Annotated in this window: 11 protein-coding genes and 1 tRNA gene; 10 read left to right on the top strand and 2 right to left on the bottom strand. The window is 43.2% G+C overall.

Going from position 1 to position 13,848, the window contains the following annotated elements:
- Positions 1-110 precede the first annotated feature (110 nt).
- From ACMFL8_RS11020 to ACMFL8_RS10975, 10 genes are all read left to right on the top strand, one after another.
- The gene (locus tag ACMFL8_RS11020; RefSeq protein WP_413190994.1) at positions 111-1,232 is read left to right on the top strand and encodes a porin; all 1,122 of its coding nucleotides are present in this window, start codon (positions 111-113) and stop codon (positions 1,230-1,232) included.
- A 327-nt stretch (positions 1,233-1,559) separates the two neighbouring features.
- Positions 1,560-3,194 carry a CTP synthase gene (locus ACMFL8_RS11015; RefSeq protein ID WP_352310371.1) on the top strand — a complete coding sequence of 545 codons (1,635 nt, stop codon included), beginning with the start codon at positions 1,560-1,562 and terminating at the stop codon, positions 3,192-3,194.
- A 229-nt stretch (positions 3,195-3,423) separates the two neighbouring features.
- Complete coding sequence (gene kdsA / locus ACMFL8_RS11010; RefSeq protein ID WP_189580125.1) at positions 3,424-4,299, top strand: 3-deoxy-8-phosphooctulonate synthase; 876 nt, start codon at positions 3,424-3,426, stop codon at positions 4,297-4,299.
- A 27-nt stretch (positions 4,300-4,326) separates the two neighbouring features.
- Positions 4,327-4,581, top strand: coding sequence for a hypothetical protein (locus ACMFL8_RS11005; protein ID WP_413190993.1), 255 nt, complete (start codon positions 4,327-4,329; stop codon positions 4,579-4,581).
- 177 nt (positions 4,582-4,758) lie between these two features.
- Entirely contained in the window at positions 4,759-4,983 is a 225-nt protein-coding gene (locus tag ACMFL8_RS11000; RefSeq protein ID WP_010196358.1) for a heavy-metal-associated domain-containing protein, read from the top strand.
- 350 nt (positions 4,984-5,333) lie between these two features.
- Positions 5,334-7,694 (top strand): heavy metal translocating P-type ATPase, encoded by a 2,361-nt coding sequence (locus tag ACMFL8_RS10995; RefSeq protein ID WP_413190992.1) that lies wholly within the window; start codon positions 5,334-5,336, stop codon positions 7,692-7,694.
- 317 nt (positions 7,695-8,011) lie between these two features.
- Positions 8,012-9,328: a phosphopyruvate hydratase gene (gene eno / locus ACMFL8_RS10990; RefSeq protein WP_194619129.1), complete on the top strand. Its 1,317-nt coding sequence runs from the start codon at positions 8,012-8,014 to the stop codon at positions 9,326-9,328.
- A gap of 95 nt (positions 9,329-9,423) precedes the next feature.
- Positions 9,424-9,732, top strand: a complete 309-nt coding sequence (locus ACMFL8_RS10985; protein ID WP_010196361.1) for an FtsB family cell division protein — start codon at positions 9,424-9,426, stop codon at positions 9,730-9,732.
- 148 nt (positions 9,733-9,880) lie between these two features.
- Complete coding sequence (gene ispD, locus ACMFL8_RS10980; RefSeq protein WP_413190991.1) at positions 9,881-10,639, top strand: 2-C-methyl-D-erythritol 4-phosphate cytidylyltransferase; 759 nt, start codon at positions 9,881-9,883, stop codon at positions 10,637-10,639.
- A 712-nt stretch (positions 10,640-11,351) separates the two neighbouring features.
- Positions 11,352-11,975: a BLUF domain-containing protein gene (locus tag ACMFL8_RS10975; protein ID WP_413190990.1), complete on the top strand. Its 624-nt coding sequence runs from the start codon at positions 11,352-11,354 to the stop codon at positions 11,973-11,975.
- Positions 11,976-12,492: 517 nt separating this feature from the next.
- On the opposite strand, the gene ACMFL8_RS10970 is transcribed toward ACMFL8_RS10975, so the two are convergent.
- Together ACMFL8_RS10970 and rnt are read right to left on the bottom strand one after the other, a co-directional pair.
- Positions 12,493-12,568, bottom strand: a tRNA-Glu gene (locus ACMFL8_RS10970).
- 558 nt (positions 12,569-13,126) lie between these two features.
- Complete coding sequence (gene rnt, locus ACMFL8_RS10965) at positions 13,127-13,786, bottom strand: ribonuclease T (RefSeq protein ID WP_189582421.1); 660 nt, start codon at positions 13,784-13,786, stop codon at positions 13,127-13,129.
- Positions 13,787-13,848 lie beyond the last annotated feature (62 nt).

The following is a 13,848-nucleotide window of genomic DNA, read 5'->3' as shown; positions in this document are numbered from 1 at the left end:
TTCTGGTGGCTCGTTATATATCATGGTCTTGGGAGTTTGTAGCAATACCATTGTACATGCCAGTCAATCTTAGCCAATTTATCACTCAAATCGTCAAGTGGAGATACCCTTTGAAAAAATTACTTTTAGCCTCAGCAATTGCAACGCTATCAGTTTCTGCCGTTCAAGCCGCGCCAACGGTCTATGGCAAAGCATTCGTCACTGCTAACTATGTCAACGCTGAGCTTGATCGTCAGTCTATGGATCTGCCTAACGACACTATCAATATCAATGAAGACAGCAGCTCAGTACAAGTCAGCTCGCATTCTTCACGTCTAGGGTTCAAAGGGTCCGAAGCAATCACTGCTAATACCGATGTGATTTATCAATTAGAGTATGGCATCAAGATCGATGACAGCGGTAGCAGCAACATTGGTTTTAAAAGCCGTGACACCTATCTAGGTTTTAAAAACAAAGACTACGGTCAATTTCGCTTTGGTCGCAACTACTCAGTGTCAGATTACGTCAACAACGTAACCGTTAACGAAGGTTATTGGGATAATATCGGCTCAAGCTCTCTTGGTGGTGATGGTACGCTGAGTGAAGCGCTTACCTTGACTGATGGTGAGCGTATTAATAACTCAATCGTATGGATTGCACCCAAATACAATGGTCTACCATTAGAGCTTGCCTTACAATACGGTGCTGATGAGTCTTTTGTCTCTGATAGCGATGACCGTGACAGTGGCTTTGGTGCTTCATTGATGTTTGATCCAGGTACTGGCTTTACTGCAGGTGTTGGTTATGACAAAGACATGAGCGTCACAGGTGAGATTCTACGTGGTAGTGCCAGTGTCGATTTGGGCAAATACATGGCTTATCCTGTGAAGCTAGGCGCGCTATACCAGCAAGTTGATTTTGATAATTCAGATGATGAAGAGAAAGGATTGGTCGTTAGTGCCGAGATGGGTCTAACTAACTTTGCTCGCCCAGCATCTGTTTATCTTCAGTATGATAAGACTGAGAACTTGGCTGGCCTTGATGGCAACGACTCAGACCAAATCGTATTGGGCGGTAAATATAAGTTCAAAGACAATATGATTGCTCATGCTTATATTGGTCAAAACTCTGCAGATTTAGAGAACGGTCTGCTCGTTGTTAGAAACAATGCTGATGACACCATTGACTCAGTTAAAGCTCGTGGTGATGCGGATGTGTTTGCTATCGGTGGCGGTTTAGAATATAAATTCTAACTCAATATAGTCAGTTTAATATAAAAAAGAGACAGTGTGACGGATATAAATTTTTGTAGCCTTTGTCTGCGCTTGCACAGCAAGCAAGAAAAATTTGTACCAGTCACGCATTATAATGTCGTGTATCTATTTTATTTAGTATCGACTATATGCTGCATAAATACTCTGCTAAAAAGCTCATCCTTCGGGGTGAGTTTTTTTATTATGCGGTTTTAATCAATAAACATTGAGCAAAAACTAAGAGTTTCGGATAGTTTGCGCTTTTGCCCTATATTTTTTGGCGTATCTTTAGTAAAATCCTTCTTTACCAATTACCGAAAGAGTACTATGACCAAGTTTATATTTGTGACCGGTGGGGTAGTGTCCTCACTAGGAAAAGGTATCACTGCTGCTTCTCTTGCCGCGATACTCGAAGCGCGCGGTGTGAACGTGACAATGACCAAGATGGATCCGTATATTAACGTCGATCCAGGTACCATGAGTCCGTTCCAGCATGGCGAAGTGTTCGTCACTGAAGATGGGGCGGAGACGGATTTAGATTTGGGTTATTATGAGCGTTTTTTACGCCACTCTAAGATGAGTAAGAGTAATAACTTTACCAGTGGTCGCATCTATCAGAACGTACTGAATAAAGAGCGCCGTGGTGAATACCTGGGCGGTACTGTGCAGGTTATCCCGCATATCACTGATGAGATTAAGAGCAAAATCCTTGCCAGTGGCGAGGGTTATGATATCGCTATTATTGAGATTGGTGGTACGGTCGGTGATATCGAGTCGCTGCCCTTTATGGAAGCGGTACGCCAGATGCAAGTAGAGCTAGGTCGCAATCGCGCCATGCTGATGCATTTGACCTTGGTACCTTATATCGCTAGTGCCGGTGAAACCAAAACCAAGCCTACCCAGCATTCGGTTAAAGAGCTTCGTTCTATTGGTTTACAGCCTGATGTCTTAATTTGCCGCTCTGATCATCATATCTCACAAGACAATCGCCGTAAGATTGCATTGTTTACCAATGTCGAAGAACGCGCGGTCATCATGTGTGAAGATGCGCAAAGTATTTATCAAATACCGCGCACCCTTTATGAGCAAGATCTTGATGATTTGATTTGTGAGCGCTTTGGTTTGGATGTGCCTGAAGCAGATTTGAGCGATTGGGACAAAGTCGTTGAAGCCCAGCTCAATCCTGAATCAACGGTCACCGTAGCGATGGTCGGCAAATACGTCGAGCTGCCTGATGCGTACAAATCAATTAACGAAGCATTATTACATGCTGGTATCACTCATAAAGTAGATGTGAAAATTGATTATATCGATGCCGAACGTTTGGAAGGCGACGATGTTTTATTTGCACAGCTTAATGATGCCGATGCTATCTTAGTGCCCGGTGGCTTTGGTGAGCGCGGTACCATGGGTAAAATGAAAGCCATTACTTATGCTCGCGAAAACAACGTGCCATATTTGGGTATTTGCCTTGGTATGCAGTTGGCCGTTATTGAATACGCACGTAATGTGATGAATATCGATGCCAACTCTTCTGAGTTCGATCGCAAGACTGCTGAGCCAATCATTGGTCTGATCACTGAATGGTTAGATGAGCGCGGCGAGCTACAGATTCGCAGTGACGACTCGGACCTTGGTGGTACCATGCGTTTAGGCGCACAGCAAGCTGAGCTAGTCGCTGGTAGCAAGCTGAGCCAGATCTATGGCGCTAGCAATATCACTGAGCGTCATCGCCATCGTTATGAGATGAACAATCGTTACATCGAGCCATTAGAGCAAGCAGGTATGACCATATCGGGTTATTCTGCCAAGCAGCATTTGGTTGAGTCGGTTGAGATTAGCGAGCATCCATGGTTTGTCGCCGTACAGTTCCATCCTGAATTTACCAGCTCGCCACGTGGTGGTCATCCACTGTTTAACAGCTTTGTGAAAGCCGCAAAAAATCATAGCGAAACAAAGTAATCGTTAAAATGTGAAGTGTTGTGAAATATAGTGTGAAAGCGTTATTTTTACCAAAAAAGACTGATCTACGGATTGGTCTTTTTTTTGCTTAATTTGATGGGTGATAATGGTTGTTTAGATATTCTTTTAGTTAGCGATATCTAATTACGCTTGGACACTTTTTTTAATTGGGCTATCGGTTACAATATGGGATAGACGTGTTGATAACAATAAAGAGGACAAGGGTTTCATGGAAAATCTATTAACAGCGCAATCACATATTCAGCTTAAGACTCCGAGTAATAACACCATTAATATTGGCAACGATCAGCCCTTTGTGCTGTTCGGTGGTATGAATGTCTTAGAATCCAAAGAATTGGCGTTCGAAATTGCTGAGCAGTATGTCGAGATTTGTCAGCGTTTGGGCATCGGCTATGTGTTCAAGGCCAGTTTTGACAAGGCCAATCGCTCAAGCCTGCATTCGTATCGAGGTCCAGGTCTAGAGAAAGGTATCGATTGGCTGGGACAAATTAAAGAAAAGTTCCAAGTGCCGATTATTACTGATGTGCATGAGCCGTATCAAGCAGCGCCCGTCGCTGAAGTTGCTGATATCATCCAATTGCCCGCTTTTTTATCGCGTCAGACTGACTTGGTGCATGCGATGGCGAAGACCGATGCGATTATTAATATCAAAAAAGCGCAGTTTTTAGCGCCGCATGAGATGCGCCATATCGTCAATAAATGCCTCGAAGGTGGTAATGACAAGCTGATACTTTGTGAGCGCGGTAGTGCTTTTGGTTATAATAATTTGGTCGTCGATATGCTGGGCTTCGATACCATGAAGCAGATGGACATACCGGTATTTTTCGATGTCACCCACAGTCTGCAGCAGCCAGGCGGCCGTAGCGATAGCGCTGGTGGACGACGTGAGCAAATCACGACACTTGCACGTGCCGGTATGGCAACTGGATTGGCAGGGTTGTTTTTAGAAGCGCATCCAAATCCAGAAACTGCAAAATGTGATGGTCCGTGCGCCTTGAGAATGAGTCAGTTAGAGCCATTTTTACGTCAGCTTAAGCAAATTGATGATCTCGTTAAAGGCTTTGAGATATTAGATACTCATTAATAGTATAGATTATAAGAGAGTAAGATAATGGCCATACAAGTTGCACAAGTCAGTATCGAAAACATCGATGACGCTGAAGGTCTTGATAGCTTGATGACAGCGCTTAAGAATATTACAGGAGTCACGGCGATTGAGCTTGATCCTGATAATGACGTTGCAACCATGCGCTATGATGATACCAATACCAGTATTCACGCCTTAACTGCCGCGATTAGCATGGTCGATTATGTTACCCAACCGTTTCCCATCGATTCACCGCAAAATCCACACTATGATGATTAGCGTTGAGCAAAACATTCTTTGATGATAGGTCTTTTAATAAAGTAACAACCAAACAGTCTTGTTACTGAGGATGATAGCGCTTATGCTTGTTTAGTGTAGCTTTGATAAATTTTAGAAGGTAAATATTAAAGAACAGCTATCAAGGCTATCTTCACTAATAAAAATAAGGAGCCGAACATGGCAAACCAAACACGTATTATTAAAATCGACGGCATGACTTGTGGTGGCTGTGTGGCGAGTGTTCATAACGCCACCGCCGATATTGATGGGCTAGATGATATCAGTATCGAGCTTGCAGACAATCAAGCAACGGTCACCTTTGATGATAGTAAAACCAGTGCCGAAGTCATTGCATCAGCTATCGATGACGCTGGCTTTGATGCCACCGTTGCTAACGCTTAATCTTATCCATTTGTATAAAAAACCGGCTATCATGGCTGGTTTTTTAATGGTTAAAAATTATTGATAGTAGCGTCAAAATATAGAGCTATCCTTTTCAATACAGCTGAAGAAGTCAAAGAAATTGAAGAATTTGAATGACTACCAATCATGACCATTTAGGATCATTATTTAGCATTATTGCCATTACTGATGATAATAGCATGCTAATTATTCGATTCGATTACAGTAATATTCAATAGCAGAATGTTTTACTTGTTTGACTTAGATGTCCCCTCCACTGGGTTGTTGTTGTTTTAGCTCAGACGACCTTATAACGCCATAACGCATAAACGCCATACCGAGTTTTATTTATGAATGATTCTACCCAAACTGACAATCATAACGCTTACGATGTAGAAACTGACATTCAATCCAATACGCCGCTCGCGCCGCAGCGTGCGCACTTGCAGTTGGCTATTGATGGCATGACATGTCAGGCCTGTGCCTCGCGAATTGAAAAGGTGCTCAATAAAAAGCCGTCGGTATACGAGGTGAGTGTGAACTTCGCTGGTGAGACCGCGAATGTCGATTATGATCCGACCCAGACGACGCCTGAGCAAGTCACAGAATGGGTAAATAAAACTGGTTTCGTTGCCAACTTGCAGGCAGCTGATAGTTTGTTTGCCCAAGCGGATAAAGATGCGGCGACTCAGTACCCGTGGCGCTTGATTGGCTTGTGGCTATGTTTGCTGCCGTTTTTAGTTGGTATGGCAGGTATGCTGACAGGCTTTGGTATGGCGTGGATGCCATCGGTTTGGATTCAGTTTGTCCTAGCGACGATTGTACAATTTGGCTTGGCATTACCGTTCTATAAGAGCGCTTGGGCATCCATTAAAGGTGGTCTTGCTAATATGGATGTGCTGGTCGTCATTGGTACGGTAACCATATGGGCGTATTCAACATATCTGTGGCTGACGCATGGCGATGGTACGTTAAATAGCCTGCTACAAAGTGGTCACGCTGGTGGTCATGGGACTGGCAATAGCCCTGCTGTGTATTTTGAAGCTGGGGTGATGGTTATTGCTTTTGTGCGAACGGGTAAATATTTAGAAGAGCGTACCAAAAAACACAGCCTTAATAGTATTGATTTATTATTGTCTTTAACGCCTGATGAAGTTGAACAGCAGCAGCCAAATGGTGATTTTCATAATGTAGCTCTTAAAGATGTGCAAATTGGTGATATTTTGCGTGCCAAACAAGGTAGCCGTGTGGCAACGGATGGGGTAGTCATCGAAGGTAGTGGCTGGTGTGTGGAGAGTCATTTAACGGGTGAGTCAGTACCTCTCAAAAAAGAAGAGGGTAATAGTCTGCTAGCAGGCGCTTTAGTCGAAAACGGCAGCCTACTATATCGCGTCAGTGCTAAAGGCAGTGATACGAAGCTGGGTGATATGGTACAAGCCCTCAGCGATGCGCAAGGCTCAAAAGCCGACTTGGCGCGTCTAGCTGATCGAGTCACGGCTATTTTTGTACCAGTGGTGGTAACGATTGCTTTGGTCACCTTTGGGGTCACATGGTGGCTAACAGGTATGGTTGATACTGCCCTAATGCATGCCGTATCAGTATTGGTCATTGCTTGTCCTTGTGCGCTTGGCTTAGCCACGCCAGCGGCTATCATGGCTGGTATGGGAGTCGCTGCTCGTCATGGCGTTTGGTTTAAAGATGCGCAAAGCCTAGAAGCTGCAGGTAATATTGATACGGTCGTGCTCGATAAAACGGGTACATTGACTATTGGTAAACCGACTATCGTCGATAAGGTGATGGTTGATAAGTCGCTTGCTGTGGATGATGTATTGCAGATTGCCGCCAGCGTCGAGGCGCATGCCAGCCATCCGTTAGCCACCGCGTTAATAAATACTGCCAGAGACCGTAATCTGCCATTAATGAATGTTACGGATATTAGTGTCGTTAAAGGCGCTGGTATACAAGCGAGCATTGAAGGTTTAGGTGTGGTAAAAGTCGGCACCGCAGAGTTTGCTAATTTAACGCTACCAAAGCTGATGCCAAAAGTATGGCAAATCGCCAGTACCGTTGCCATTAGTATTAACGATGAAGCCTTAGGTGCTTTTGCTTTAGCTGATGATTTAAAAGCCGATACCCCTCAGGCCATTACTGCGCTACAAGATGCTGGTATCAATGTCATTTTAATGAGTGGTGATAAGCAATCCGTCGTCGATCATGTCGCAGGGCAGCTGGGTATCAAGCAAGCTTATGGCAAGATGAGTCCACGTGATAAAGCGAGCCAAATCGCCTTGTTGCAAACAGCTGGTCACAAAGTCGCAATGGCAGGTGATGGCGTCAATGATGCGCCAGCGATGGCAACCGCTGATGCCAGTTTTGCGATGTTTGAAGGCACAGATGTTGCCCAGCATAGTGCTTCTGCCCGTTTGATGGGCGAGTCGCTGATGCATATCGATGCCGCGCAAAAAATTGCGCAAGCCACGCTACGTAATATTAAGCAAAATCTGTTTTTTGCCTTTATTTACAATTGCCTTGGCATTCCGCTTGCCGCTTTTGGTTTTTTAAATCCTATGATTGCCGCCGCTGCGATGGCGCTTAGCTCTATTTCTGTATTAATGAATGCGCTACGTCTAACTCGATTCAAAACGGAAGTGGAACTTGATAACACGGTATCTGCCTCTCAGACTAGAGCGGAACGCCCAATAAAAGCATAAGAGTCATTTTACTTTTGATATCAGCTACTGAGACAAATTGATAATTAATATTTGGCTATCTATGTGTGGTTTTATGACCGCCAGTCGATGTAAGATAAGGGAAGTTTAGTGAAATTTATGCTATGATGCCAACCACTATAGCTGACGGTTAAAGTACTAAACAAACCCTGAAGCCTGCTCAAAACTAGCCGAGTATATCAGTAGAAAAATCTGGTCTAGGTATAGGGCTATATGATATTTTGCTTTATCTTTTTTGTATTCTAGTTGCCGTTATTTATCCCACAAACTTGGCATGACCAAAGGAATTAACAGACATTATGTACGCTGAAGAAACCACCAACGTTGCCGCAATTAAAGACATTCGTGCTCGTGAGATTTTAGACTCGCGCGGTAACCCAACGATTGAAGTCGATGTTATCTTAGCTGACGGTACTGTCGGCCGTGCTGCTGCCCCAAGTGGCGCGTCTACTGGCTCACGTGAAGCACTTGAGCTACGTGATGGCGACAAAAACCGCTATATGGGCAAAGGCGTCAAAAAAGCCGTTGCCAACGTCAATAGCCAGATTCGCAGTGCGTTGATGGATAAAGAGGTCACCGAGCAGCAAGGTATCGATGATGCCATGATTGCGCTAGATGGTACAGAAAACAAAGACAGCCTTGGTGCCAATGCGATGCTAGCGGTGTCCCTTGCCACTGCAAAAGCTGCTGCCAAGTCACAGAGTCTGCCACTACATCAATACATCGCCAATTTGCGCAACCAGACGTCGCTGACCATGCCTGTACCCATGATGAACATCTTAAATGGTGGCGAGCATGCGGATAACACAATTGATATCCAAGAGTTTATGATTGAACCAGTTGGTTTCACCAGCTTCTCAGAAGCGTTACGTGCTGGCACGGAAATTTTCCACAGTCTAAAATCTGTCTTAAAATCACAAGGCTTGAGCACAGCGGTCGGTGATGAAGGTGGTTTTGCTCCGAACCTACGTAGTAACGAAGAAGCTATCACCGTTATCATGCAAGCGATTGAGCAAGTTGGCTACAAAGCAGGCGAAGACATTCATCTTGCATTAGATTGTGCGGCTAGTGAGTTTTATAAAGATGGTCAATATATCTTGGCAGGCGAGGGTAATAAAGCATTTGATAGCCAAGGATTCTCAGATTATTTAGTAGGGTTGGCGCGTCAATACCCTATCATCTCTATCGAAGACGGTCTTGATGAATCTGATTGGGATGGTTGGAAATACTTAACTGAGCAGATTGGTGATAAAGTCCAATTGGTTGGTGATGATTTATTTGTGACCAATCCTGCTATCTTACAAGAAGGTATTGATAAGCATATTGCTAATGCGATTTTGATTAAATTCAACCAAATCGGTACTTTGTCAGAAACGCTAGATGCGATTTATTTGGCGAAGAAAAATGGTTATGCGACGATTATCTCGCATCGTTCAGGTGAAACTGAAGACAGCACCATTGCAGATTTAGCCGTTGGTACTGCGGCTGGTCAGATTAAAACTGGCTCACTATGCCGTTCAGATCGCGTGGCGAAATACAATCAGCTGCTACGTATTGAGCAACAAGTACGTGCAAGCTACCGTGGTCGCGAAGAGTTTATCGGTCTACGTGGCTAATTAGCTAAGGTTAGGCAATATGTCATTTTTGATATATTGTCTAGCAAGCTTAGCTGGTATTTATTTTATTATCTCTCTATCGTTTGGCCTATCACATGAAATACTTTAGCCAATTTATACTACTTGCTTTAGCCGTTGCGGTGCTGTTAGGACTGCAATATCAATATTGGCTGGGTGAAAATGGGCGCTTTGAGCATAATAAACTACTGACTCAGACTGAAGATCAGCAACGCTTAAATGACAATCAAGTGGCCGCAAATAACTTATTACGTACTGACGTCTATGATCTAAAAAATGGACTTGAGGCAGTAGAAGAGCATGCGCGTTTAGACTTAGGTTTGATTAAGCCAAATGAGACGTTTGTCCAAGTATCAACCGCACCAACGACGCACAGTCGCTACTAATTTTTAACGCCATCGTAATGAGTGTTCATTGATAACGATGGCTTTGCTTTTCTCGAAACCGTTATTACTCCTCTTCTTAATACTCATACCTTCCCAGTCATATCATCATGCAAGCAAACCCTGATTACTACTTTATGAACACCACCTTATGAATACCACACCTAATATACATGCCATGATCGTCGCTGCTGGTCGCGGTAATCGTTTTGGTGCCTCTATCGCCAAGCAATATACTATGCTGCAAGGGCAGACCTTGCTACAGCACAGTGTGGCAAGGCTTGGATGTAGTGCTTATATTGATAAATGTTTATTGGTCGTCGCAGCAGATGACACTACGGCACAGACATTGAGCTTTGAGCTTCCAATTCATTATGCTATTGGCGGTGCTGAGCGCTGGCAGTCTGTACAGGCGGGGGTAGAGGCGATCGTTAATACAGGTGCGGATGACTCAGACTTGGTGCTCATTCATGATGCTGCGCGTCCAGCAGTTCCCACTCATGATATTGAACAAGTCATTGAAGCGGCAATGCTTGAGCCTTATGGCGCTATCTTAGCGACCCCTGTTGCTGACACTCTAAAGCAATCCTGCAAACAATCCAGCGCTCACTCTGAGCTTATGCGTGATTCTCTAAACGTAAACAAAGACACGTCTAGCGCTTATGTTAAACAAACGATTGATCGCAGTAATATGTGGCAAGCCCAAACGCCCCAAGTATTTCGTTTAGGACAGCTAAGACAAGTATTGAATCATGTGGCTGAACACAAACTCGATATCACCGATGAAGCCAGTGCATTTGAATACTTAGCACTGCCTATTCGTCTAGTGACTGGCAGTCGCCAAAACATCAAGCTCACCTATCCTGATGACGCTATCTTGCTCGCAGCGATTCTTAAAGCCCAGTCTTAGGGCATATCCTGAATTTGAAAAATCGCTATCTGACAGCCTAGGGCGTGTCTTCAATTCACTCGATAGTCATCTGAATGGGCTAAAAATGGCTAAATCTTGCCAAACATCGTCAAATAGCTGGTTAATATCCCGATATTATCTGCACTATTTTTCTTGTTTGACGGCAATTTATCTCATTTTTATCACCATTTTTGAAATGAAGACACGCCCTAGTTATTTTGATAAATATCAAAAAACAATCTTCTTTTTATTGGCTTACCTTCACTACTTGTTATTAGTCCAAATCATTATGCTGGCATATCGATGAGTTTGCATAACGCGGTAAGTGATATTGTCATAAGTAGCATTCTGTACCAATCTTACAATCTAAATGAGGGTGCTATCATTAACTGATCACGTTTTTTATCATTAATTTCCCGTCATACTGTCTACTTATGCTACCAATATTAAAAAATCATACTCCACATTCTCATTATGAATGAATATATTATATTATTTAGTATTACTACTTAATGATGTAATATAAACATATATTGATTTGATGACTAAACTAGCCTATGATGTAACCAACTTAATACAATTAATATAAACATTTATAAAATCAATAATATACCAAGCCAATTCGATGTTTTCGAAAGTCTTGTCTCTATGTTTTTTCTAAAGTTAGTATGGTTGTTTTAGCTACATTTACCTGAAAATAGGGAGAAGCTGATTGTCAGTAGTCAATGATTCGACAAATCCAGTAACGACAGATCTCTGCCAACTTGTGTATTTGAGCCGCATCACGTCGACTGGTCTATCAAACGCCAGTACACTGAACGATATCGCAGAAGTCGCCAGCAAACATAACAAAGCTGATAATATTACGGGTATTCTTTGCTACGGCAATGGTTACTTTTTACAGTGTGTGGAAGGTAGTGAGCAAGCGTTAACCAATCTCAAGAATCGCTTGATAATGGATGATCGACATAAAGACTTAACCATTTTAGATTTTTCAGCACTGGAAGATCGTCGTTTCGCTGGTTGGTCACTGCGCTCGATTACCCTTGAGCGCTGGATGATTAAAGAGCCTAAGCTTAAGAAGTTTATGCCGTTTAAGCCTTATGCGTGGAGCACTGACGAATGGGCGGAGTTTTTAGATATCTTGCAAGGTTATTATGAAAAGCATGTCAGCACAGGCGAAACTGACAGTCAACCGATACAATATAGCACTTTAGGTTTAACCTTAAGTAAAGTTGTCGGACAGCACCAAGCCTTTTTCTTGATTCAGACCGTATTGGGCTCGCTGATTATATTAGCGCTACTGTGGTTCATGATATCGGATAAGATTTTTTAGGTCATAAAAAGTAGACCGCTTATACAGAAAAGCCAGCAAAGATTGCTGGCTTTTTTTGTTATGAATTTTGATAGCTTTTGATAACTGTAGTCAGGTCAATATAAAAAGAGACAGCGTGACGAATATAATTTTTCTGTTGCCTCTTTCTGCGTACGTACAGCAAGCAAGAAAAATTTGTAATAGTCACGCATTATAATGTCGTTTATCCATTTTATTTAGCATCGACTATAACTTTGATATAAGAGCAGGAGTGAAAAAACAGATAAAGGAGAGGATTGGTAGGCGGATTTTTTATTTGTCGTGTCTTTTTTATAGTGAGCTGACTATAATTCCATACTTGTTCATGCTCGAAAGTCACAGTAGCAGTTAGTTGCGATACCAAGAAAGTAAACCGAGAAAACGAACAGGCATAAAAAAAGTCCAATCACGATATATTGTGATTGGGCTTTTTGATGGTACATTTATCAGTCTTATCTGATGCCTTTCGATAACAGTGCTGATAAGTGACGCCAAATAGTGGCGTCCCCAGGGGGATTCGAACCCCCGTTACCGCCGTGAAAGGGCGGTGTCCTAGGCCTCTAGACGATGGGGACTAGTAACACAACACCTCAGCTGCTTTCACCATTTATGCCGAAGTGGTGCGTATTTTAATGGCGTCTGCGCTTGCTGTCAAGCCTTTTTCTTCGTCTTTTTAATATTAAGTATCTTTTTTTGAGCGCACGGCGTGGATGTAAGTCATTACTCTTTAAATGATGGCGAATCCATAGAGATGTGCAAGCACTAATAGTTAAGGCGAGCAGCATATAGCCGATGATGGTGCCCCATAACTTAAGTTGTGGATCCATAATAAAGTCCCTCCTATTACGCCTTAACAGCAGCAGTGCTACTAATAGCAGCTATCAAGGCAGTGTGAGCAACTTAAACCATCTATAGGATATAACAGCGTCGTTTGGGAGTGAAATAGTGGCAAGCAAGTAAGCTATTAAGTTCCTTTAACAGTACTACATAAAGTCAGGAAGGTTTGTCAACTTACTGAAAGTGGTATCAATCATATCCCTATTGATTGTCAAATCAAGATGTCCAAGATGTCAAAGTCATCAAGTATTATAAATAGCACTATTACGTATGGTTGGCAACATAGGATATGTGACTTATGTATTATCGCTATCACCCGATTCTTCTTTAGTGTCCTCATTATGCATCGCGTTGGCCAGCATAGGATAATGGTTAAGTATATGACAGAATAGCTCGGCTGTTTTTTGGGTGTCATATAGTGCGGAGTGGGCATTTTTGCCGTCAAACTCAAGCCCTGCTGCTTTACAAGCGCGTGCCAGCACTGTCTGACCGAAGGCAAGCGCTGATAGAGTCACCGTGTCAAAGACGGAGAAGTTATGGAATGGGTTGTGGCTTTTACTGTTGGTACGTAGCACGGCTGCATTTAAAAACCCTAGATCAAAATGCGCATTGTGTCCAATCAAGACACATTGACGGCAGTCTTCAGCACGGCGGACTTCTTTTAAACCTTTGAAAATTCGGCGTAGTGCGGTTTTTTCATCTTCGGCAATGGCTTTACGCATCGGATTGTTGGGATCAATGCCAGTAAAGGCAAGCGCGCTTGGCTCAAGATTCGCGCCTTCAAAGGGCTCGATATGAGCATTGAATGCCTCACCAGGATAAAACACACCCTGCTCATTGAGTAATACAGGAATGCAGGCCATTTCTAGCAAAGCATCCGTTTGCGCATTAAAACCTGCTGTCTCCACATCGACGACGACAGGCAGAAACTTGCGAAAACGGTCTTTCAAGCCCATAGGCACTTGCTCGTCTGCTGCGGTATCTTCGAGGTGAATAGTGGACGCGACATTGAGGCTAG

Source organism: Psychrobacter sp. AT9 (genome assembly GCF_047272965.1).
Taxonomy (GTDB): domain Bacteria; phylum Pseudomonadota; class Gammaproteobacteria; order Pseudomonadales; family Moraxellaceae; genus Psychrobacter; species Psychrobacter glaciei.
This window is presented reverse-complemented; position numbering and strand designations above follow the sequence as displayed.